At 67.8% G+C, this 20,941-nt stretch carries 19 protein-coding genes; 8 read left to right on the top strand and 11 right to left on the bottom strand.

Annotated features, from left to right (window positions below; all coding sequences use genetic code 11):
- Position 1: 1 nt before the first annotated feature.
- Both AC1MBE_RS16205 and AC1MBE_RS16200 read right to left on the bottom strand, forming a co-directional pair.
- The gene (locus AC1MBE_RS16205) at positions 2-901 is read right to left on the bottom strand and encodes a ParA family protein (RefSeq protein WP_346959099.1); all 900 of its coding nucleotides are present in this window, start codon (positions 899-901) and stop codon (positions 2-4) included.
- A 310-nt stretch (positions 902-1,211) separates the two neighbouring features.
- A complete protein-coding gene (locus AC1MBE_RS16200; RefSeq protein ID WP_479779657.1) occupies positions 1,212-2,579 on the bottom strand; it encodes a cation:dicarboxylate symporter family transporter in 1,368 nt (455 codons plus the stop codon).
- Between the two features lie 134 nt (positions 2,580-2,713).
- On the opposite strand from AC1MBE_RS16200, the gene AC1MBE_RS16195 reads away from it, so the two are divergent.
- Together AC1MBE_RS16195 and AC1MBE_RS16190 are read left to right on the top strand one after the other, a co-directional pair.
- Entirely contained in the window at positions 2,714-4,444 is a 1,731-nt protein-coding gene (locus tag AC1MBE_RS16195) for a sensor histidine kinase (RefSeq protein ID WP_479779655.1), read from the top strand.
- Complete coding sequence (locus AC1MBE_RS16190) at positions 4,441-5,160, top strand: response regulator (protein WP_479779653.1); 720 nt, start codon at positions 4,441-4,443, stop codon at positions 5,158-5,160. Before AC1MBE_RS16195 ends, AC1MBE_RS16190 begins: the two co-directional genes overlap by 4 nt.
- On the opposite strand, the gene AC1MBE_RS16185 is transcribed toward AC1MBE_RS16190, so the two are convergent.
- Complete coding sequence (locus tag AC1MBE_RS16185) at positions 5,157-7,064, bottom strand: propionyl-CoA synthetase (RefSeq protein WP_479779651.1); 1,908 nt, start codon at positions 7,062-7,064, stop codon at positions 5,157-5,159. The two genes, AC1MBE_RS16190 and AC1MBE_RS16185, sit on opposite strands and share 4 nt — an antisense overlap.
- A 171-nt stretch (positions 7,065-7,235) precedes the next feature.
- Between AC1MBE_RS16185 and AC1MBE_RS16180 the strand changes: the two genes are divergently transcribed.
- From AC1MBE_RS16180 to AC1MBE_RS16165, 4 genes are all read left to right on the top strand, one after another.
- Positions 7,236-7,877 (top strand): GntR family transcriptional regulator, encoded by a 642-nt coding sequence (locus tag AC1MBE_RS16180; RefSeq protein WP_479779649.1) that lies wholly within the window; start codon positions 7,236-7,238, stop codon positions 7,875-7,877.
- A gap of 10 nt (positions 7,878-7,887) precedes the next feature.
- Positions 7,888-9,408, top strand: a complete 1,521-nt coding sequence (locus AC1MBE_RS16175) for an MmgE/PrpD family protein (RefSeq protein ID WP_479779647.1) — start codon at positions 7,888-7,890, stop codon at positions 9,406-9,408.
- Positions 9,408-10,310, top strand: a complete 903-nt coding sequence (prpB, locus tag AC1MBE_RS16170) for a methylisocitrate lyase (protein WP_479779646.1) — start codon at positions 9,408-9,410, stop codon at positions 10,308-10,310. The genes AC1MBE_RS16175 and prpB overlap by 1 nt, the downstream gene beginning before the upstream one ends.
- Positions 10,311-10,371: 61 nt before the next feature.
- On the top strand, positions 10,372-11,511 hold the full coding sequence (locus AC1MBE_RS16165; protein ID WP_479779644.1) for a bifunctional 2-methylcitrate synthase/citrate synthase: 1,140 nt from the start codon (positions 10,372-10,374) through the stop codon (positions 11,509-11,511).
- Between the two features lie 74 nt (positions 11,512-11,585).
- On the opposite strand, the gene AC1MBE_RS16160 is transcribed toward AC1MBE_RS16165, so the two are convergent.
- The 4 genes from AC1MBE_RS16160 to AC1MBE_RS16145 form a co-directional block, all read right to left on the bottom strand.
- Positions 11,586-12,488: a hypothetical protein gene (locus AC1MBE_RS16160; protein ID WP_479779642.1), complete on the bottom strand. Its 903-nt coding sequence runs from the start codon at positions 12,486-12,488 to the stop codon at positions 11,586-11,588.
- A gap of 176 nt (positions 12,489-12,664) precedes the next feature.
- Positions 12,665-13,153 (bottom strand): 8-oxo-dGTP diphosphatase, encoded by a 489-nt coding sequence (locus AC1MBE_RS16155; RefSeq protein WP_479779640.1) that lies wholly within the window; start codon positions 13,151-13,153, stop codon positions 12,665-12,667.
- 32 nt (positions 13,154-13,185) lie between these two features.
- The gene (locus AC1MBE_RS16150; protein ID WP_479779638.1) at positions 13,186-13,977 is read right to left on the bottom strand and encodes a hypothetical protein; all 792 of its coding nucleotides are present in this window, start codon (positions 13,975-13,977) and stop codon (positions 13,186-13,188) included.
- A gap of 2 nt (positions 13,978-13,979) precedes the next feature.
- On the bottom strand, positions 13,980-14,483 hold the full coding sequence (locus AC1MBE_RS16145; protein ID WP_479779636.1) for an RNA polymerase sigma factor: 504 nt from the start codon (positions 14,481-14,483) through the stop codon (positions 13,980-13,982).
- 131 nt (positions 14,484-14,614) lie between these two features.
- Between AC1MBE_RS16145 and AC1MBE_RS16140 the strand changes: the two genes are divergently transcribed.
- Together AC1MBE_RS16140 and AC1MBE_RS16135 are read left to right on the top strand one after the other, a co-directional pair.
- Positions 14,615-14,941, top strand: a complete 327-nt coding sequence (locus tag AC1MBE_RS16140; protein ID WP_479779634.1) for a GNAT family N-acetyltransferase — start codon at positions 14,615-14,617, stop codon at positions 14,939-14,941.
- Positions 14,911-15,111 carry a GNAT family N-acetyltransferase gene (locus tag AC1MBE_RS16135; RefSeq protein WP_479779632.1) on the top strand — a complete coding sequence of 67 codons (201 nt, stop codon included), beginning with the start codon at positions 14,911-14,913 and terminating at the stop codon, positions 15,109-15,111. The genes AC1MBE_RS16140 and AC1MBE_RS16135 overlap by 31 nt, the downstream gene beginning before the upstream one ends.
- Positions 15,112-15,213: 102 nt before the next feature.
- On the opposite strand, the gene AC1MBE_RS16130 is transcribed toward AC1MBE_RS16135, so the two are convergent.
- From AC1MBE_RS16130 to AC1MBE_RS16115, 4 genes are all read right to left on the bottom strand, one after another.
- Positions 15,214-16,998, bottom strand: a complete 1,785-nt coding sequence (locus tag AC1MBE_RS16130) for an HNH endonuclease signature motif containing protein (protein WP_479779630.1) — start codon at positions 16,996-16,998, stop codon at positions 15,214-15,216.
- Between the two features lie 297 nt (positions 16,999-17,295).
- Entirely contained in the window at positions 17,296-18,432 is a 1,137-nt protein-coding gene (gene xerD, locus AC1MBE_RS16125) for a site-specific tyrosine recombinase XerD (protein WP_479779628.1), read from the bottom strand.
- The gene (locus tag AC1MBE_RS16120; RefSeq protein WP_479779626.1) at positions 18,432-19,094 is read right to left on the bottom strand and encodes an NUDIX domain-containing protein; all 663 of its coding nucleotides are present in this window, start codon (positions 19,092-19,094) and stop codon (positions 18,432-18,434) included. Before AC1MBE_RS16120 ends, xerD begins: the two co-directional genes overlap by 1 nt.
- A 27-nt stretch (positions 19,095-19,121) precedes the next feature.
- Positions 19,122-20,888 (bottom strand): CTP synthase, encoded by a 1,767-nt coding sequence (locus AC1MBE_RS16115; RefSeq protein ID WP_479782668.1) that lies wholly within the window; start codon positions 20,886-20,888, stop codon positions 19,122-19,124.
- Positions 20,889-20,941: the final 53 nt, after the last annotated feature.

The raw sequence follows: 20,941 nt of genomic DNA, 5'->3' as shown, positions 1-20,941 counted from the left end.
GCTAGGGCGCGCCGCCGCGCGAAATCAGCTCTTTGGCCAGGCGGCGGTAGGCGTCGGCGCCGGCGTGGTTGCCGGCGTAGCTGGTAATGGGTTCGGCCGCCACGGTGGCGTCAGCGAACTTGATGGAGCGCTTGATGACGGTCTCGAAGACTTTGTCGCCGAAGGCCTCCACCAGCCGGGCGATGACCTCGCGGCCGTGCAGGGTGCGGGCGTCGTACATCGTGGCGAGCACGCCGTCGACCTGCAGGCGCGGGTTGAGCCGGTCCTGGACCTTGTCAATCGTCTCGACCAGGAGCGCGACCGCGCGGAGGGCGAAGAATTCACAGATCAGCGGGATGATCACGCCGTGGGCTGCGGTCAGTGCGTTGACCGTGAGCAGGCCGAGCGAAGGCTGGCAGTCGATCAGGACGACGTCGTAGTCGTCCTCGACCTTTTTCAGGGCACGGTCCAGGACCTGTTCCCGGGCCACTTCGTTCACCAGCTGGACTTCCGCGGCGGAGAGGTCGATGTTGGCCGGGAGCAGGTCCACGTTCTCGACGCCGGTCTTCTGGATGGCGTCGCGGATGTCGACCTTGCGGTCCATCAGGACGTTGTAGACCGTGAGGTCGAGTTCATGCGGGTTGGTGCCCAGGCCGGCGGAGAGCGCGCCCTGCGGGTCGAAGTCGACCAGCAGCACGCGGCGGCCGTATTCGGCCAGGGCGGCGGCCAGGTTGATGGTGGACGTGGTCTTGCCCACGCCGCCCTTCTGGTTGACCATGGCGATGACCCGGGCCGGGCCGTGGGATGACAGCGGCGCGGGCTCCGGGAAGTCGCGTTGGGGGCGCCCGGTGGGGCCCATGATGGCGTCGTCCAGGTCGAGTTCGGTGCCTTCCAGAGTGGCTGACCCCTGTTCGCTGCTCACGTATCTATCCACACTTTCGATGACGGTGATTTAGTGCTTGATCCGGCTGGCTCGGTGTCGCTGCCTGGTACTGCCGGCTTGCTGCTGACTGCTTAATCCTGCTGGCGGCCCGCCAGTCGCGGATCGTCGTTCCTCCCAAGGTTACAGCCCCCGACACGGTATTCGACGGACCTTGACAACCCTCGTTCCGCGCGCCTTTACCCTCTGGTAGAGGTCGAGGGTTGCTTCGGCGGCGGGGTTTCGGAACACACAAAACCGCCCGGACGCGGGGGTGCGCGTCCGGGCGGTTTCAGGTCCTTCGGGGTGGTGCTCAGGCGTTGGCGGGCACCGGCTGGCCGGTCTGGACAGCCGGTTCAACGGCGGCCTCGTGACCGGCGTGGCCGGCCATCATCGTCTGCTCGTCGAAGGGCTCGGCGCCGGAGAGGACACGCTCAACCTGTCCGCCGTCGATTTCCTTGACCCAGGTGCCGATCAAGACCGTCGCCACGGCGTTGCCGGTGAAGTTGGTCAGCGCGCGGGCCTCGGACATGAAGCGGTCGATGCCGACGATCATGCCTACGCCGCCGAGCAGTTCCGGGCGGTGGGCCTGCAGGCCCGCAGCCAGGGTGGCGAGGCCGGCGCCGGTGACACCGGCGGCGCCCTTGGAGGCGATGATCATGAAGATCAGCAGTGAGACCTGCGCGCCCAGGTCCAGCGGAGTGCCCATGGCGTTGGCGACGAACAGGGAGGCCATGGTCAGGTAGATGGCCGTGCCGTCGAGGTTGAAGGAGTACCCGGTGGGGACGGTGACGCCGACGACGGGCTTGGACACGCCGAGGTGTTCCATTTTCGCGATCAGGCGGGGCAGGGCCGACTCCGAGGAGGAGGTGGAGAAGATCAGCAGATATTCGCGGCCGAGGTACTTCATCAGGCGGAAGATGTTCACGCCGGTGACCACCTTGAGCACCCCGCCCAGGATCACGACGATGAACACGGCGCAGGTGATGTAGAAGGCGACCATCAGGGTGGCCATGCTGATGATGGCCTGGACGCCGGTGGCGCCGACGACGGCGGCGATCGCACCGAAGGCGCCGACCGGGGCGAGCCACATGATCATGATGAGCAGGCGGAACACGAGGACCTGGCCGTGGCCGATGGCCTTCAGGATCGGGGTGCCCTGCGGGCCCATCTTCTGCAGCGCGAAACCAATGAGGATGGCCGCAAAGAGTGTGGGCAGCACGGGGAGGTCACCCGGAATAATGCCAAGCAGGAAGTCAACGGTGCTGTCCGTCGCGGCCTTCTTGTTCGGATCGTAGGGGGCGATCTTGAGGCCCTCACCCGGGTGGATCAGGTTGCCGACAACGAGGCCGATGGCCAGGGCGAAGGTCGACATAACGATGAAGTAGCCCAGGGCCAGGCCGCCGACCTTGCCGACCGTGGCCGCCTTGGCGATGGAGCCGATGCCCAGCACGATGGTGCAGAAAATGACGGGGGCGATCAACATCTTGATGAGCTTGATGAAGCCGTCGCCCAGCGGCTTGAGGGACTTGCCGAACTCGGGGAAGATCAACCCGACGAGGGCCCCGAGAACAACAGCGATAATAACGGCCATGTACAGGTAGTGGGACTTGTCCAGCCCCTTGCGCTTCTTGACCGGCGCCGCGGCTTGTGCCGCTGACTCTCCTCTTTGAGAGGCCATGGTGTTCTCCTTGGATAGGCTGGACTTCGATGCGGCTTGGGGTGCGCATCACGTCCGTTCTGCGTGTTCCTCCATCTTTGGGTATGAAGTGACGCGCATCACCGTTGCGTTCATATTGGTCATGGAAGGTGCAGTTGATCCATCACTGGAGCATCGCCCGCAGGCTGTTTGTGTCCCATCTGCTGTTCATGCTGGCCCTGACGGCGATCGTTGGCACGGCCACCTTCGTGGACGCCCGCGACCACGCCTACGAGGAGGCCGGCCGGCGGATGGCCGGGATCGCGACCGCCGTCGCGGACAACCCGCTGGTCCTGCAGGCCGCGAGCGCCGCTGATCCCTCCGCGCAGCTGCAGCCCTACGCCCAAAAGGTGATGCGGGATGCCCGGGCGGACTTCATCACGATCATGGCGCTGGACCGGACCCGGTGGACCCATCCCCGCGACGAGGAGCTGGGCAAGCCGTACATCGGCTCGATCGACGCCGCCCTGAAAGGCGAGGTCTTCACCGAGATCATGGCCGGCACCCTCGGCCCGTCGGTGCGCACGATCGCGCCGGTGAAGGACGCGGACGGCAAGGTCCGGGCGCTGGTGGCGGCCGGCGTAACGGTGGGGACGGTGGATGTGGCGTTTTCGGGCCGACTGCCCGCCCTGCTGGCGATCGCTGTGGCGCTGCTGGTGGCCGGCTCGGCGGCTTCGTGGCTGCTGGGGCGCTATCTTCGCCGGGTGACCCGCGGCTGGGGTCCGGAGCAGCTGGCGCAGCTGTTCGCCTACTACGAGTCGGTGCTCCACTCGGTCCGCGAGGGCGTGATCCTCATTGACCCGCGCGGCAAGGTGGTGATGTACAACGACCAGGCGGCGGCGCTGCTGGGGGTACCGCCCCGCACTGTCGACGGCGGTTCCTCCGGCGGCCGGGGCGCTGAGTCGCCGTCGCTGGCGGACCTGCCGCTGGCCCCCAGCCTGAAGGAGCTGTTTGAATCCGGCCGGACCGCCCAGGACGAGATCCACCTGACGGGCGCGCGGGTGCTGGTGGTGAACCAGGGCCCCGCCGTGGGTCCCCGCTCCGCCGCGGGCCGCCAGCGGCCGGCGCCATCCGGCGCGGTCTACGGCACCGTGGCCACCATCCGGGACCGGACCGAGATCGAGTCACTGGGCAGTGAGCTGGAAACCATGCGGACGCTCTCCGACGCGCTTCGGGCCCAGACCCATGAGCACGCCAACCGGCTGCACACGATGGTGTCCCTGATGGAGCTGGGCCGCAGCGCCGAGGCGCTGGACTTCGCCACCAAGGACCTGGAGCTGAGCCAGCGGCTCACTGACGACCTGGTCAGCTCGCTTGAGGAGCCGGTGCTCGGCGCCCTGGTCATGGGCAAGGCGGCCGAAGCGCACGAACGCGGCGTCGAACTCATCCTCACGGCGGACGGCTCCACGGCCGTCACCGGGCTGGCCGTCCAGGACCTTGTTACTATCCTCGGGAACTTGCTGGACAACGCGATCGACGCCGCGGCCGACGCGCCGCCGCCCCGGCTGGTGGAGCTCTCCGTCGCCGCGGAGGGCGGAGCCCTGGTGATCTCAGTGGAGGACAGCGGCCCTGGCATCGATCCCGATGCGGTGGAAGACGTGTTCCGGCACGGCTTCAGCACCAAGGCGGCAGGGCGCTTCGGGCGCGGACTCGGGCTGGCGCTGGTCCGCCAGGCAGTGCAGCGCCTGGGCGGTAGCATGACAATCACCAGCCCGGCCGGGGCACTGTTCCGGGTCACCCTGCCGGCGGTTCCGGTGGCAGCGACAAGCGCGCCGGCAGGCACCCCGGAAGACCCCACAGAAGCCCCCCGGGTAAAACCCGCCCGGACAGCAGAGGAACAGCAATGAGCGACATCCGCGTACTCGTCGTCGAGGACGAGCCGATCGCGGCCGCGGCCCACGCCGCGTACATCGGGCGGCTGGACGGCTTCACCCTGGCCGGGTCCGCCCCGGACGGGCAGTCCGCCCTGCGCCTGATGACGGAGCTGTCCGCCGCGGGCCAGCCGGTGGAACTGGTGCTGCTGGACATGAACCTGCCGGACCTGCACGGGCTGGACATCGCCCGCCGGATGCGGGCCGCCGGTCTTTATGCCGACATCATCGCCATCACGGCCGTTCGCGAACTGAACATTGTCCGCAGCGCCGTGGCCACCGGCGTCGTGCAGTACCTGATCAAACCGTTCACCTACGCGACGTTCGCGGACAAACTGCGCAGCTACCGGCAGTTCCGTGAGCAGCTGGCCTCCCCCGGGCCGGGCGGCACCGGAGCCGGCGCGTCGCAGAGCGATGTGGACCAGGCTTTCGCCAGCCTGCGGGCACCCTCCGAACTGCCGCTGCCCAAGGGCCTGTCCACCGCCACCCTGGACTCGGTGCAGGACTTCATGAAGCTGCAGACCGGGGCGGTGTCGGCCAGCGAGGTGATGGAGGCGCTGGGCATGTCCCGGGTGACGGCGCGGCGCTATCTGGAGTACCTGGCCGACGCCGGCACGGTGATCCGCACCGCCCGCTACGGCGCGCCGGGCCGGCCGGAAAACGAATACCGCTGGGGCCGGGCAGGGTCCTAGACCTGCCGCTCCCCCGCTGTACCGGGGCGGAGTACGCCCACCAGCTGGTCGATCACCCCGGCGTCCTCGATTGTGGACGGCACCACGTAGTCGTCGCCGTCCGCGATCTGGCGCATGGTCTTGCGCAGGATCTTGCCGGACCGGGTTTTGGGCAGGGCGTCCACGACCATGACGTGCTTGAAATCCGCCACGGCGCCAATGTCCCGCCGGACCAGGGCGATCAGGTCCTTGACCAGGATCTCCTCCGGCACGTCCACCCCGGATTTGAGGACCACGTAGCCGCTGGGGCGCTGGCCCTTGAGCGGGTCCGCGAGTCCGATCACGGCGCATTCGGCGACGGCCGGGTGCTGGCCGATCACCTGCTCCATGGCGCCGGTGGAGAGCCGGTGGCCGGCGACGTTGATGATGTCGTCGGTGCGGCCCATCACAAAGAGGTAGCCGTCCTCGTCCCGGTAGCCGGAGTCGCCGGTGGCGTAGCTGCCCTCGAAGGCCTGCAGGTAGGAGGAGATGTAGCGCTCGTCGTTGCGCCAGAGCGTGGCCAGGGTCCCCGGCGGCAGCGGCAGGTCCAGGACGATGTTGCCCTCGGTGCCGGGCTCCACCTCGTCGCCCGCGCCGTCCAGGATCCGCAGCTTGAAGCCGGGCATCGGCACACTCGGCGATCCGGCCTTGATCGGCAGCCCGTCCAGGCCGCGCGGGTTGGCGCAGATGGCCCAACCGGTCTCGGTCTGCCACCAGTGGTCCACCACCGGGACGTTCAGGATCCGGGAGGCCCAGTGGAAGGTGTCCGTGTCCAGCCGTTCGCCGGCCGCAAACAGGGTGCGGAGGCTGGAGATGTCGTACTGTTCGAGCAGCTCGGCTTCGGGATCGGCCTTCCGGATGGCCCGCAGCGCCGTCGGCGCAGTGAACAGCACGTTGACCTTGTGGTCCTGGATGACCCGCCAGAAGGCTCCCGCGTCCGGGGTGCCGACCGGCTTGCCCTCATAGATCACGGTGGTGGCTCCGGCCAGCAGCGGGCCGTACACGATGTAGGAGTGCCCCACCACCCAACCGACGTCGGAGGCGGTCCACATAACGTCGCCGGGGCCGACGTCGTAGATGTTCTCCAGCGTCCAGCGCAGGGCGACGGCGTGGCCGCCGTTGTCCCGCACCACGCCCTTGGGCGCCCCGGTGGTTCCCGAGGTGTAGAGGATGTAAAGCGGGTCCGTGGCCTTGACGTCCACCGGCTCGGCCGGCGCAGCGGACGCCATCGCCGTGTCCCAGTCCAGCCAGCCGTGGCCGGCCGCAGACGCCGTGAAGCCGTCCCGCGCCTTGACCAGCACGGGTGTCTCCGGCGCGCCTGCCAGCTCCAGCGCCTCGGCGACGGCGGGCAGGTACTCGATCCGGCGGGAGGGTTCGATACCGCCGGACGCGGTGACCACCGCGGCGGGCGCGGCGTCCCGGATCCGGGCAGCAAGTTCCTTGGGCGCGAAGCCACCGAACACCACCGAATGGATTGCGCCCAGCCGGGCCGTGGCCAGCATGGCGATGGCGGCCTCCGGGATCATGGGCATGTAGATCACCACGCGGTCGCCCTTGCCCACACCCTTGCTGCGGAGGACCCCGGCGAAGCGGGCGACGAGGTCGGTGAGCTCGGCATAGCTGAAGCGCTGCTGCGTGCCCAGCATGGCGGAGTCGTAGATCAGGGCGTCTTGGTCGCCGCGGCCTTCCGCCACATGACGGTCCAGGGCGTTGTAGCAGGTGTTCAGCACGCCGTCCGGAAACCAGCCGTACAGTGGCGCACGGCTGGAGTCGAGGGCTCGGCCGGGCGGGGTGCTCCAGGCGACCTTCCCGGCCGCCTCAAGCCAGAAGTCCTCCGGCTGCTCAACGCTGCGTTCGTAGCTGTCCCGGTAGCTCTTGGTGACCATGAAGTAATCCCGTCCACGACATTGTGATGCAGCTCATGGTAGCCCGCAGCGTGTCCCATCACAAGGGCTGTGTATACAGCGGACGGTGGAATTTGCCCTTTCTGCCCAATATGCTGGGGTGCAGCACCAATTGTGTATACACTGATGAGGTCAGCGAACGAAGGAGTCACGATGCGCGCCAGCGACAAGGCCTATGCGGCCCTGCGCGAGGACATCATCGAATGGCGCCTGCTGCCCGGTACGGTGCTCGCCGAAGTCGAGCAGTCCGAACGCCTGGGCATCTCACGCACCCCGCTCCGGGAGGCGCTCAGCCGGCTCACCGCGGAGGGGCTGACGACAACGGCCGGCGGCCGCGGCGTCGTCGTCACCGACATCTCACTCGAGGACATCGACGAACTGTTCGAACTGCGCGAAACCCTTGAAGGCAAGGCCGCCGCGTTGGCCGCCGAGCGCGGCGACGCCGCGACGTTCGAGCAGCTGCGGCGGGAACTCCTGCGCGCGCCCGAGCTGATTAACGGCGCCGACCCTGCCCGGCACGACTACTACAGCCTGGTCGGCCGGCTGGACTCGGCCATTGACGCCGCGATCTCCAACTCCTACCTGGCCCAGGCGATGCGCAGCCTGCGCGTGCATCTGGTGCGGGTGCGCCGGCTGGCAGCCGACGACGCCGAGCGCCTCACCGCCGCGGCCGCCGAGCACGCCGCCATCGCCGAGGCGATCGCCGCCGGCAATCCGCGGCTGGCCGAGGCCGCCACCACGCTGCATCTTCACCGAAGTCTTTCCCACGTCAAAGCAACCCACGTACCTCACTAAAAGGAGCACCATGGTTAAGGAACACCACGTCCGCGTTTACAAGAGCGAGGAAAACCTGGCCCGCGAGGACCAGCTCGCCTACAAAATCGCCAAGGTGGCCGCCGATCCGGTCGCCGTCTCCGCCGAGGTCACCGACATGGTGATCAACCGCGTCATCGACAACGCCTCGGTGGCCATCGCCTCGCTGAACCGCGCCCCCATCGTCGCGGCCCGCGCGCAGGCGCTCACCCACGGGCCCAGCACCGGTGGCAAGGGTTCGAAGGTCTTCGGCATTGAGGAGCGGGTCGCACCGGAGTGGGCGGCCTGGGCCAACGGCGTCGCCGTCCGCGAACTCGACTACCACGACACCTTCCTCGCCGCGGACTACTCCCACCCGGGCGACAACATCCCGCCGATCCTCGCCGTCGCCCAGCACGTCGGCTCCAGCGGCAAGGATCTGATCCGCGGCATCGCGACCGGCTATGAGATCCAGGTCAACCTGGTCAAGGCCATCTGCCTGCACAAGCACAAGATCGACCACGTGGCGCACCTGGGCCCCTCCGCCGCCGCCGGCATCGGCACCCTGCTGGGCCTCGACGTCGAGACCATCTTCCAGTCCGTCGGCCAGGCGCTGCACACCACCACCGCCACCCGCCAGTCCCGCAAGGGCGAAATCTCCACCTGGAAGGCCCACGCCCCCGCCTTCGCCGGCAAGATGGCCGTCGAATCCGCCGACCGGGCCATGCGCGGCCAAACCTCCCCGGTGCCGATCTACGAGGGCGAAGACGGCGTCATCGCCTGGATGCTCGACGGCCCCGACGCCAACTACACGGTGCCGCTGCCCGAGGACGGCGAAGCCAAGCGCGCCATCCTGGACACCTACACCAAGGAACACTCCGCCGAGTACCAGGCACAGGCGTGGATTGACCTGGCCCGCAAGCTGCACGGCGAGCACCCCGAGGTCACCGACCCCGCCAACGTCGAATCCGTGCTGATCAAGACCAGCCACCACACGCACTACGTGATCGGCTCCGGCGCCAACGATCCGCAGAAGTACAGCCCCACGGCCAGCCGGGAAACCCTGGACCACTCCATCCCGTACATCTTCACGGTGGCCCTGCAGGACGGCGCCTGGCACCACGTCGATTCCTACGCCCCGGAGCGCGCAGGCCGGCCCGATACCGTGGAGCTGTGGCACAAGGTGACCACGGTCGAGGACCCGGAATGGACCCGCCGCTACCACTCGCTGGACATCGCGGAGAAGGCCTTCGGCGGCTCAGTGGAGATTACCCTCAAGGACGGCACCGTCATCACCGACCAGATCGCCGTCGCCGATGCCCACCCGCTGGGCGCCCGGCCGTTCGCGCGCGAACAGTACGTCAACAAGTTCCGCACCCTCGCCGCCGGGCTCGTGGCCGAGGACGAGATCGAGCGCTTCCTCGACGCCGCCGCACGGCTTCCCGAGCTGGCTGCCGGCGAGCTGGACCAGCTGAACATCAAGGCAGCCGACGGCGTGATCGACCTGGCAGCCGCACCGAAGGGACTCTTCTAATGCTGTATTCGAAGACCACGCCGGAGCAGAAGCGGATCCGGTTCCGGGAGCTGCTTGCCTCCGGAACCATCGCGCAGTTCCCGGGTGCGTTTAACCCGCTCTCGGCCCGGCTGATCGAGGAAAAGGGATTCGCCGGGGTGTACATCTCCGGCGCCGTCCTCGCCAATGACCTCGGCCTGCCGGACATCGGGCTGACCACGCTCACTGAGGTGGCCACCCGGGCCGGGCAGATCGCCCGGATGACGGACCTGCCCTCGATCGTCGACGCCGACACCGGCTTCGGCGAGCCCATGAACGTGGCGCGCACCGTGCAGGAGCTCGAGAACGCCGGCCTGGCCGGCCTGCACATCGAGGACCAGTTCAACCCGAAGCGCTGCGGCCACCTCGACGGCAAGAACGTCGTGGACCTGGAGACCGCCACCAAGCGGATCCGGGCCGCGGCCGACGCACGCCGGGACCCCAACTTCCTGATCATGGCCCGCACCGACATCCGGGCCACGGACGGCCTTGAGGCGGCGCAGCAGCGGGCGAAGGCCCTCGTGGAGGCTGGCGCGGACGCGATCTTCCCGGAGGCCATGAAGGACCTGTCCGAATTCCAGGCGATCCGCGACGCCGTCGACGTGCCGATCCTGGCCAACATGACCGAGTTCGGCAAGAGCGCGCTGTTCACGGTGGACGAGCTGGCCGGCGTCGGGGTCAACATGATCATCTACCCGGTGACGCTGCTGCGTAGTGCCATGGGCGCTGCTGAGCGTACTCTGGAATCGATCAAATCCGACGGCACCCAGGAGGCCCAGGTTTCGAGCATGCTGACCCGTGCGCGTCTCTACGACCTCGTCGACTACGAGGCCTACAACCGCTTTGACACCGGGGTCTTCAACTTCCAGATCCCGGGTGTCTGACACCCCACCGGACTGCCGGCCCCGGCCGGTCAACAGGCGTTAGGAACAAAGGAGTTTCAGCATGGCTGAAAATGAGATCAAAAAGGGCCTTGCCGGCGTTGTGGTGGACTACACCGCGGTGTCCAAGGTCAACCCGGACACCAATTCCCTGCTGTACCGCGGCTACCCCGTCCAGGAGCTGGCCGCCAAGTGCAGCTTCGAGGAAGTGGCCTACCTGCTCTGGAACGGTGAGCTGCCCACGGAAGAGCAGCTGGCGGAGTTCACCAGCGCCGAACGCGCCGGCCGCGCCCTGGACCCGGTGGTCAAGCAGGTCATCGACGCACTGCCCGTGACCTCGCACCCGATGGATGTCTGCCGGACGGCGGCTTCGGTGATGGGTGCCCGGCACCCGCTTGCCGAGGATTCCTCCCGCGAAGCCAACATGGCCAAGGCCGTGGACCTGTTCGCGGCGATGCCGGCGGTGGTGGCTTACGACCAGCGCCGCCGCCACGGCCAGGAGCTCGTGGAGCCGCGGGAGGATCTGGGCTATTCGGCGAACTTCCTCTGGATGGCCTTCGGCGAGGAGCAGGTTCCGGAAGTCGTTGAGGCCTTCAACGTCTCGATGATCCTGTACGCCGAGCACTCGTTCAACGCCTCGACCTTCACGGCGCGCGTGATCACCTCAACGCTCTCGGACCTGCACTCGGCCGTGACCGGCGCGATCGGCGCCTTGAAGGGCCCGCTGCACGGCGGCGCGAACGAGGCCGTGATGCACACCTTCGACGAGATCGGCATCCGGCAGGAGGAGTCGCTCGAGGAGGCGGCGGTCCGGGCGAAGGCCTGGATGGAAGACGCCCTGGCGCACAAGAAGAAGGTCATGGGCTTCGGCCACCGTGTGTACAAGCACGGCGACTCCCGGGTTCCGACCATGAAGGCCGCCCTGGACAAGATGATTGCGCACTACGGCCGTCCGGAGCTGCTGGGACTCTACAACGGACTCGAGGCGGCGATGGACGAGGCGAAGGCCATCAAGCCGAACCTTGACTACCCGGCCGGACCCACGTACCACCTGATGGGCTTCGACACCCCCACCTTCACTCCCCTGTTCGTGGCCAGCCGGATCACGGGCTGGACCGCGCACATCATGGAGCAGCTGGACTCGAACTCGCTGATCCGCCCGCTGAGCGAATACAACGGTGTGGAGGAACGGCACGTTCCGTAAGCCCTTCACGGCAGTAAAAGCGTGGGCCGGCCACCTCCTGGAGGTGGCCGGCCCACGCTTTCTTATTGCCGGTGTCAGCCTTCGTTGATCTTCAGCGAGGTGATCATCCGCTTGGCATTCAGGTACTCCGGGGTCTGCATGTAGGCGCGGGCCGCGTCCATGGAGGCGAACGTCTTGGCTCCCTTGCGCGTAGGGTCGTCCTCCGAGTCACCCACGCGGACCAGGAAAGCATCGGCGAAGGAATACAGCGGCGGATCGGCCGGACCGTTCACCACGTTGTAGAACATGCAGGTGACGCCACCCTGGCCGGCCAGGGTACTTGTCAGTCCGTAGGACGCGGTGACGTGGTCCGCTTCCTGGAGGGCACGGAAGGCGAACCTGGGCGTGACGGAGCCCTTTGAGGGCTGGTACGGGAGATTCACTTCGGCCGAATCAAGCACTGTGTAGGGAACCGCGCCCTGGCACGCGCCGCCCATCCCACCTGACGGCCCGAAGCGCAACGACGCCACTACCACGGCGGATTCGTTCGCAACGTCAACATTGACCCCGCCGGAAGCGGAGGCACCGGCGGCGGGGGAAACACGCCAACTGGCCGGGTACTCGAAGCTGACCTTCGAATCGGTGCTGGTGAAGGTCCGCCAGGCCCCGGGCGAAGGTGCGGGGGTGGCCGAAGCGGAGGTCGAGGAGGTTGCGGAGGCCGATGGTGTCGCGGATTCCAATGCCGCAACGGTGGACGACGGGGCCGTGGTCACGGTAGCGGACTCGGTCGGCGCAGGCAGTGCCGCCGTCGAGGCCGCTGCGGGTGCAGGGTCTGCGGACCGGAAGTTGCCGGCCACGGCAACACCCCCGGCGACGGCCGCCAGGGCGACGATAACGACAGCAGCCGCCAGCGGCCAACGCCGGCGCGTGCCGGGTCCGGCCGGCTGTTCATCGTCGTAGGGCTCCCCGCCCGGAAAATCGTGCTTGCTTGAGTCCATGCCCTGCTCCCAATGTGGTCCGTGTGCCGCTTGCCGGTTAGCGAAGGAAGTGCCTGGACCGCCGCTGCGCAATGCTCGAAGCCTAGGCTACCGGCCAAGCCGCGGCATTCGCCGCATCGAGGTTTCGAGTCGCGGAAAATATTCGGCGGGAACGCCGGCTCAGCCCTGGGCCAAGGTCAGCCCTGGGTGGAGGGATAGCGGATGGACGCCACCGTCTCGTTGTCCTCGTTGAGGACAACAACGACGTCGATCGTCTCGCCGGCCAGGGCGGGCGGAAGCCAGTGCTCCGCGTCCTGCCACATACGGTGCAGCGGTAGCGCTTCGACGCTGAACCACTCGGGCGTGATTTCCCGGCTCTCAGTTGCTTCGCCGCGCCATTGCCGGGCGGTAAAGAGGCGGCAGGACATGTTCCACTCGGGCCGGGCGGGGAAGATGAATTCGACGACGCCGGCGTGGGCCAGGTCCTCCTCACGCACCTCCAGGCCGACTTCTTCCCACACCTCGCGGACGACGGCTTCCGCGTCGCTCTCCCCCGGCTCCACGTGGCCGCCGATGCCGACGATCTTGCCGATGCCGAAGCCGGTCCGCTTCAGACCCAGCAGCACCTCGGTGCCGCCCGCCGCGTCACGGAGCAGGAAGCAGAGAGTGACCGGCGTGAGGTTCATGTAGTCCACCCTAATGGCCGCCGGCGCCGTAGCTACCCGGCTGCCGGGCCCTCGCCTACCAGCTTTGGCCGCAGTTTGACCGGAATCCCCTTGGCCGCGAATTCCTTGTCCATGGCCTGCTGCGCAGTGAGTCCCTGATTGTTCGTCGCCTGGAACTCCCAGTTGAAGACATAGGCCCACTCTTGCCGGACATCACAGAGGAAACGGCCGTTTTGCAGCTTGGCAATCTTGTACCACGCGTTGCCGCCGTCGAGCTGGAGCGCCCGGACGCCATTATCGGAAATGGAGTAGGCGAGCCAGCCGTCAGCGCAGCCCAGCACTGTGTAATAAGCCCGCTCGGCGGCGGGTATCGCCTTGATGGCACGCGTCTGGTCATTGCGCTGCTGGTCGATGTTGGACAGAGTGCACGCGACGCCGCCGGTGCTCAACGCACCGGCATTCGTTGGAGCGGGAGCGGCGGTGGACGAGGGCACGGCGGGGCTGGCGGGGCTTGGTGAGGAGCTGGCAGGACCCGGTGAGTGGCTGGTGGAGGCGGTAGTCGTCGGGAAGCCGGTCTGGGCAGGGCCGGGCGCCGATTGCGGCATCAGGTTCCCGCCGATAACCACTGCGGCAACGACGGCCGCAGCGGCCATCACCGTCGCCGCCGCAGCCCGGAAGGTTTTGCGTCGTGCCGGTGTTCGCCCTGCCGGCGTGCGCTCCGCAAGGTGGACAACGTTCGGATCCATGGACGAAACGATCGAGCGGACGGAGTCGCTTTCGGTGGCTGCACCCGGCGCACCGACCCGTGGCTTGGCATTCTTCATGAGCTGTTCGATGCGGTCCATGGCTAGTCCTTGCGTTCGTTCATGAGATGGGAGGGGGCGGCTTTCGCGAATGCCCGCCGCGCCCGGTGGAGGCGGACCGCGGCGGCAGAAGTGGAACATCCGAGCACCTGGGCCAATTCAGCCGTGGGGAGTTCATCCCAGTAGCTGAGCATGAGGACTTCGCGGTCCCGCTCCCTGAGTTGGACCAGGACATCCGCCACTGCCGAGCGCTCTTCGGTGTCCGGACCGGGGACTTGGCTGCGGGCCTCATCCTGGAGCCGGTCGAGCAGTTCCTGGCGGCGCCGTCGGCCTTTGTATTCATTGCCGATAACGTTCCGGGCCGTCGCTAACAGCCAGCCAATGCCGGGTGGTTCCGAGAGCTGCTTTTCCCACGCGATCCTGAAAACGTCGGCGGCCAGTTCCTCGGCGCGGTGCCGGTCGGCTATCCGATAGGCAATATAGCGGTATACCTGCGCGGAGTGCTGAGTGTGCAGGTCAATAAACGCTTGCTCTTTAGCCGCCAACATGGTGCTCCCCCGGACATCGGATGACTTCTTTCTGATCTTCTTCCTGAAGACTAAGTGTCCCGCGGAGGGTCTTTTCTTACGCGGACCGCCAAGAAAATTCCCGGATGCGGGGATTCTGGCAGGATGTCGTCATGTCCTTCACCTTGCGCGAGCCCGCGCTTCTCGACGCGGCAGAGATCGCCGAACTGCATGTGGCCACCTGGCGGGAGGCGTACTCCCAGTTGCTTCCCGAGGCGTTCTTCACCGATGAACACATCCAGGGACGTCATCAGATGTGGAACCACGTCCTGCGGAGTCCACGCGAGGAATGGGACATCACAATCGCGGAGAGCAGCGGACGGATCATCGGCTTCGCCTTCATGGGCCCCAGCGTCGGCCCGGAAGGCCATGCGCCCCCGCGCGACCGTCAATTGTTCAGCATCTCTACGTGGCGGCAGAGTTCTACGGCACCGGAGTAGGTCAGGCGTTACTTGACGCGACGGCGGGTGATGGTCCAGCCATGCTGTGGGTCGCAAAGGACAATCCGCGAGCGGTGGCTTTCTATCGCCGCAACGGGTTCGAGTTTGATGGAACGGAGCAGACCGATCCCGGCGCACCAATGCTCGTCGACGCCCGCATGGTGCGATAGGCAGTCTTGCCTGGAGCAGAGGGTCCGGTCTCAACCCGGTCCGCCATCGTATGTCTGCCGAAGTCATGCCCGGTGACGCACTCCGGGAAGCCTATTGGCCTATTAGGCACCCTGGAGCAGAAGGGTCTCGGGTGAGCGGCACCCTGCCGCGACCAAGTTCCAGCCCGGGAACAGATCCGGGGGCATGTCCGGCCAGGCTTGATCGTCTGGGTGGTCGTCCAGTGGTTCGTCCCGGGCGGTGAAGTGGTACCAGTCCGGGAACGGGTCCGGGGGCAGGTCCGGGTCGGGATGACCGCCGGCGTCCGGGAACGGGTCCGGGGGCAGGTCCGGGTCGGGGTAGCCGCCGGCGTCCGGGGGCATGGCTTGGTTCAGCTCAGCTGGGGTCGTGGTGTTGCCCGGGAGCGGGGTGTTGTCTGTGAGGGGGAAGTTGTTGGGCCAGTGGGGTGGTTCCCAGTCTTGTTGTTCGCTGGCGTAGGTGCGGCCTGTCGGGGAGACCCATCCGGGCGGGCTGGTGGTGGTGGCGGGGGTGGGGGTCCATGCGGTGGTGTGTTTGAGGCCGTGGTGTTTTCGGCAGGGCTGGCCCAGGTTGGTGATCCCGGTGGTTCCGCCGTCGGCCCAGGCCAGGAGGTGGTCCGCGTCGTTGTCCAGTGACGGGTTGTTGCAGCCCGGGAACGGGCACTTCCCGTCCCGCAGCCGGAGCCATTGCCGCATCGTTTTGGGGAGCCGGTAGCTGGTCCGGCCGATTTCCAACGGCGCCCCGTCGCGCGGGTCGGTCAGGACCCGGTAGAACGACCCGGCCCCCTCGGCGACCAGGCGGCGGGCCATCGAGGGCGGGATCGGACCGTACCCGTCCAGCACCGCCGGCTCCTCGGTCACGCCCAGCAGGGACAGGACCGGGACGGTGACGAGGACCTGCGCCCGCGGCACCGGCACACACCCGGACAAGCCAACACCCATACCGGTGGCGCGGCCGGTGGCGTCGTCACTGGTGCCGGCGCCCAAGTTGGTTGCCGCACCGGTGCCGTCCCCGCCGGGGCTCGTGTTGGTGCCGGTGGCGGGGAGGTTGTTGGTCAGGAGCAGGCCCGCGGCGACGTCGGCGCGGAGCTGGGTCAGGGTCCGGGCCTCGGCCGGGCCCTGCAGCGCCCGGGCCGCCGTCGTGGCCCGTTCCCAGATCCCCGCAGCCGTGTGCGCGGGCAGGTACGCGTGCAACCAGGCCATGCCGTCCCGGTCCGGGCAGAACTCGACCCGCCGGTCCGCCGCGCTCTTCACGTGCCGGGCTTCGATGCTGACCCGGTGGTGGCGCTCGCGCCAGGTGCGCGCTTTCGCCCGGAACCGGCCCGGCACGAGCTCCCCGGCCGGGCAACCCCGGGCAGGGTTCGGTGCGTCCGGGTCCAGGAAATGCGCTTCCAGCGCGGCGGCGCCGGCCGGGTCCAGGTTCGCGGCCTCATCGACCATGATCCGGGCGTGCTGCCACGACAGCTCACCGGCCTGGAGCGCCGTCAGGGTCAGCGGCAGCGTCTCCGTCAGGGCCAGGGAATTGGAGATCAGTGCCCCGGCGCTGCGTTCGCTGACCGTGAGGACGCAGGCGATTTCCGCGACCGTTGACCTCTCCTGGACCGTGGCGTCCCGCAGGTTCGCCGCCGGCCCCGCCAGGGCCTCGGAAGAGCGCACATACCCGGCGGTCAGCAAACCTTTCACCGCCGCGAGCCGGGACTCAGCCCGGGCCACCTCCGCCAACCCGTCCAGGCACGCGTCCGCCACCTCACGCAACGGATCAGCCGAATCACCGGTACCGACGCCCTCGAGCAGGGAAGCCAGCGCGGCAGAAGACGCCGCGACGGCCGCCGCCGCACCGATCTCTGCACTCAAAGCCACCCCGCTTTTCATACCCACAGCCTAGATGCGGGCACCGACAATAAAGGTGGGATAGTCGCGCTTGACCGGGCTACATGACCGGTCGAAGCAGTGGTGGCGGGCACGGCGCCGGGCAGGGCGTCGGCGAGGGCCGCCACAGCCGCTGCACCGCCATCCGCATTCCAAGCCGCAACGCTTCTCATACCAACATGGCACCACACACCACCGACAATTTCGGGGTGTCGCCAGGTCGATGAGGTCGCGACGGGCTTCCGTCAGCCGCGGGCCAGCCTCAGGCCCGCGGCGGGCGCAGCCGCCGGCCCAGCTGCCTCAGCCCAGCGCCCTCGGATGCGCGGCGGCGTAGATTTCGCGCAGGGTATCGGCGGTGACCAGGGTGTAGACCTGCGTGGTGGTCACGGAAGCATGGCCCAACAGTTCCTGCACCACGCGCACATCCGCCCCGCCTTCCAGCAGGTGCGTGGCGAAGGAGTGCCTGAGGGTATGGGGCGAAACGTCCTTGGTGATGTTGGCCTTCTCGGCGGCGGCCTTGAGGATGGTCCAAGCGCTTTGCCGGCTGATCCGGCCGCCCCGGGCGTTCAGGAACAGCGCAGGAGTGCCCTTGCCCTTGGCCGCGAGCAGCGGCCGGCCGCGGACCAGGTAGGCGTCCAGGGCACGGGCCCCGTACGATCCCAGCGGTACCAGCCGTTCCTTGGAGCCCTTACCGAACAACCGGACGATCGCCGGACCGGCGGTGCCAGGCTCGCCGGTGCCGGGCCCGTCGCCGGCTTCGCCGTCGCCCTGCAGCGAGATGTCATCGACGTCGAGGCCCACAGCCTCGCTGATGCGCGCCCCGGTGGAGTAAAGGAATTCAAGCAGGGCGCGGTCGCGGAGCCCGGTGGCGGTATCCGTTCCGACCGCTTCCAGGATGCGGGTTACCTCGTCTACCGAGATGGCCTTGGGTAGCCGCTTCCCGGGCATCGGCGGGTGCACATCACTGGCGGGATCGGTGGGCGTTACGCCTTCCAACGCCCAGAATTTGTGCAGTCCGCGGACCGCCACCACGGTGCGGGCTGCAGAGCGCACGCCCAGCGCCGACCCGCCGTCGGATCCGTCGGAGAGCGCCTGCACGAAGCCGGTCACGTCCCGTCGGGTGATCTCCTCCGGGCGCCGGCGCCCGGCGCTGGCGAGGTGCCGCGCGTAGCGGGCGAGGTCGCGCCGGTACGCGGAGAGTGTGTTCGCGGCCAGTCCGCGCTCCACCCCCATGTGCTGCAGGTAGTCGGTGACGGCCCGGTCGACGGCGGTCAGCGGCCGGGCGGGCTGCTCGGCGTGAGGCTCGACGGCCTGCGCAGGCTCGCCGACGGCGTGGGGCCGTCCCGCGGGAGGCTCAGCGGCGGGTGGCTCGGCCTGCGCAGGCTCGACCGCGGAAGGCTCAGCGGCGGGTGGTTCGGCCGCCAGCAGACCGGTCATCAGCGCTGGCTGGGGTGGGCCGGCCACGGCGCGTCGGCCGGGCGGAGTCCCCGGAACCCGTCACCGCGGGCCGCGGCGGCAGCGAGGATCCCGACGACGGCCGACGGGTTGTGCAGCCGCCCCTCCAGCACCGCCGCGACGGCTGCGTCGAGCGGGATCCAGTGCAGCTCGATTTCCGCTTCCTCGTCGGTGCGGACATGCAGTTCGTGGCCGGGAACGTCACTTAGGCCCCGGGCCAGGTAAATGCGGATGGCCTCGCTGGAGGACCCGGGCGAGTTGAAGAAGTCGGCCAGCACGTTCCACTGACCGGCCACGAGGTCCGCTTCTTCAGCGAGTTCCCGGGCCGCGCCGGCTACAAAGTCCTCGCCCTCGACGTCGAGCAGTCCGGCCGGAATCTCCCAGAGGGCCATGCCGACCGGGTGCCGGTACTGCTTGATCAGCAGGATCTCGCCGTCGTCGTTCATCGGCAGCACGGCGACGGCCCCGGGGTGGTCGATATAGTCGCGGACCAGGGGCTCGCCGTCGTCGCTCAGTTGGAAACTGTCGCTGACCACATCCCAGATCCGGCCTTCGTAGACCTTCTCGGAAGACAAAAGACGGCGCGGGCTCGGCTCATCCGAAACCTGCCGTGCAGCATTGGGGGTCTCAGACTTACCGGGCATCGCGCCGTCCTTTGATTCAGTTGGGGGTTACTTTGACTCTGCCGGAGTCGACTTGGCAGCAGCAGCCTTGCCAGTGGCCGCGGCCGGCTGGCCTGCGCCGTGCTGGTGATCCAAGGCGGCCTTGACCAGTCCCGCGAACAGCGGGTGCGGGCGGGTGGGCCGTGAGCTGAGCTCAGGGTGCGCCTGCGTGGCCACGTAGTACGGGTGGACTTCACGGGGAAGCTCCACGTACTCGACCAGCTTGCCGTCTGGTGAGGTACCGGAGAACACCAGGCCCTGGGCGGCGATCTGCTCGCGGTACTTGTTGTTGACCTCGTAGCGGTGCCGGTGGCGTTCGCTGACCGTGGTGGTGCCGTAGGTCTCGGCGACGACCGAACCCTCGTCCAGCTTCGCCTCGTACAGGCCCAGGCGCATGGTGCCGCCCAGGTCGCCCTTGCCCTCCACGATGTCGAGCTGTTCTTCCATCGTGGCGATGACCGGGTACTTGGAGTCCGGTTCGAACTCGGACGAGGACGCGCCCTCGAGGCCGACCACGTTCCGGGCGTACTCGATCACCATGCACTGCAGGCCCAGGCACAGGCCCAGAACCGGGAGCTTGGTTTCGCGGGCATACTTCAGGGCGCCGAGCTTGCCTTCGAGGCCGCGGATGCCGAAGCCGCCGGGGACGCAGATCGCGTCCACGCCGGCCAGGGACTTCACGGCGCCCTCGCGGGTGTCGCATTCGTCCGAGGGGACCCAGCGGATCTTGACCTTGGTGTCGTTCGCGAAGCCGCCGGCGCGCAGCGCTTCGGTTACGGACAGGTAGGCGTCCGGGAGGTCGATGTACTTGCCGACGAGGGCAATCTCAACCTCGTGCTTGGGGTTGTGGACGGCTTCGAGGAGCTTGTCCCAGCTGGTCCAGTCGACGTCCTTGAACGGCAGGTCCAGGGCGCGGACGATGTAGGAGTCCAGTCCCTGCGAGTGCAGTGTCTTGGGGATGTCATAGATGCTCGGTGCGTCCGGGCAGCCGATGACGGCGTCGATGTCGACGTCGCACATGCGGCCGATCTTGTCGCGCATGGCCTGCGGCACTTCGCGGTCGGAGCGGATCACGATCGCCTCGGGCTGGATGCCGATGGAGCGCAACGCGGCGACGGAGTGCTGCGTCGGCTTGGTCTTGAGCTCCTGCGAGGGCCCGATGTACGGGACCAGGGAGACGTGCAGGAAGAACACGTTGTTCCGGCCGACGTCCTGGCGGACCTGGCGGGCGGATTCGAGGAACGGCTGGGACTCGATGTCGCCGACGGTGCCGCCGATTTCAGTGATGATGACGTCGGGGGCGTTTTTGCCCTCGGCGGGGAGCCGCATGCGCCGCTTGATCTCATCGGTGATGTGCGGGATGACCTGGACGGTGTCACCGAGGTACTCGCCGCGGCGCTCCTTGGCGATGACCGTGGAGTAGACCTGGCCGGTCGTGACGTTGGCCGAGCCCTCGAGGTTCTCATCGAGGAAGCGCTCGTAGTGGCCGACGTCGAGGTCCGTCTCGGCGCCGTCGTCGGTCACGAAGACTTCGCCGTGCTGGAAGGGGTTCATCGTGCCCGGATCCACATTCAGATAGGGATCGAGCTTTTGCATAGTTACAGACAGGCCGCGTGCCCGCAGGAGGTGACCGAGGCTCGAAGCCGTCAGTCCCTTACCGAGCGAGGACGCCACACCACCGGTTACGAAGATGTGTTTGGTCGTCTTGGACGAGCCCGGGAACCGGGAATTTACACGGGAATTTGATCGCTGCACCACGGAATTTGAGCCTATCATCAATTCGGTCTTCCTAGGGTCGGTAAAACGCCGCTGTGATGGTCATCCCAGTG

The organism is Arthrobacter sp. BG5, from assembly GCF_056680155.1.
This window is presented reverse-complemented; position numbering and strand designations above follow the sequence as displayed.

Coding starts and splice junctions, on each gene's coding strand:
- AC1MBE_RS16200 (WP_479779657.1), bottom strand. CDS start 2,579: ATGGCCTCTCAAAGAGGAGAGTCAGCGGCACAAGCCGCGGCGCCGGTC.
- AC1MBE_RS16190 (WP_479779653.1), top strand. CDS start 4,441: ATGAGCGACATCCGCGTACTCGTCGTCGAGGACGAGCCGATCGCGGCC.
- AC1MBE_RS16185 (WP_479779651.1), bottom strand. CDS start 7,064: ATGGTCACCAAGAGCTACCGGGACAGCTACGAACGCAGCGTTGAGCAG.
- AC1MBE_RS16180 (WP_479779649.1), top strand. CDS start 7,236: ATGCGCGCCAGCGACAAGGCCTATGCGGCCCTGCGCGAGGACATCATC.
- AC1MBE_RS16175 (WP_479779647.1), top strand. CDS start 7,888: ATGGTTAAGGAACACCACGTCCGCGTTTACAAGAGCGAGGAAAACCTG.
- prpB (WP_479779646.1), top strand. CDS start 9,408: ATGCTGTATTCGAAGACCACGCCGGAGCAGAAGCGGATCCGGTTCCGG.
- AC1MBE_RS16165 (WP_479779644.1), top strand. CDS start 10,372: ATGGCTGAAAATGAGATCAAAAAGGGCCTTGCCGGCGTTGTGGTGGAC.
- AC1MBE_RS16160 (WP_479779642.1), bottom strand. CDS start 12,488: ATGGACTCAAGCAAGCACGATTTTCCGGGCGGGGAGCCCTACGACGAT.
- AC1MBE_RS16155 (WP_479779640.1), bottom strand. CDS start 13,153: ATGAACCTCACGCCGGTCACTCTCTGCTTCCTGCTCCGTGACGCGGCG.
- AC1MBE_RS16150 (WP_479779638.1), bottom strand. CDS start 13,977: ATGGACCGCATCGAACAGCTCATGAAGAATGCCAAGCCACGGGTCGGT.
- AC1MBE_RS16145 (WP_479779636.1), bottom strand. CDS start 14,483: ATGTTGGCGGCTAAAGAGCAAGCGTTTATTGACCTGCACACTCAGCAC.
- AC1MBE_RS16140 (WP_479779634.1), top strand. CDS start 14,615: ATGTCCTTCACCTTGCGCGAGCCCGCGCTTCTCGACGCGGCAGAGATC.
- AC1MBE_RS16130 (WP_479779630.1), bottom strand. CDS start 16,998: ATGAAAAGCGGGGTGGCTTTGAGTGCAGAGATCGGTGCGGCGGCGGCC.
- xerD (WP_479779628.1), bottom strand. CDS start 18,432: ATGACCGGTCTGCTGGCGGCCGAACCACCCGCCGCTGAGCCTTCCGCG.
- AC1MBE_RS16120 (WP_479779626.1), bottom strand. CDS start 19,094: ATGCCCGGTAAGTCTGAGACCCCCAATGCTGCACGGCAGGTTTCGGAT.
- AC1MBE_RS16115 (WP_479782668.1), bottom strand. CDS start 20,888: ATGATAGGCTCAAATTCCGTGGTGCAGCGATCAAATTCCCGTGTAAAT.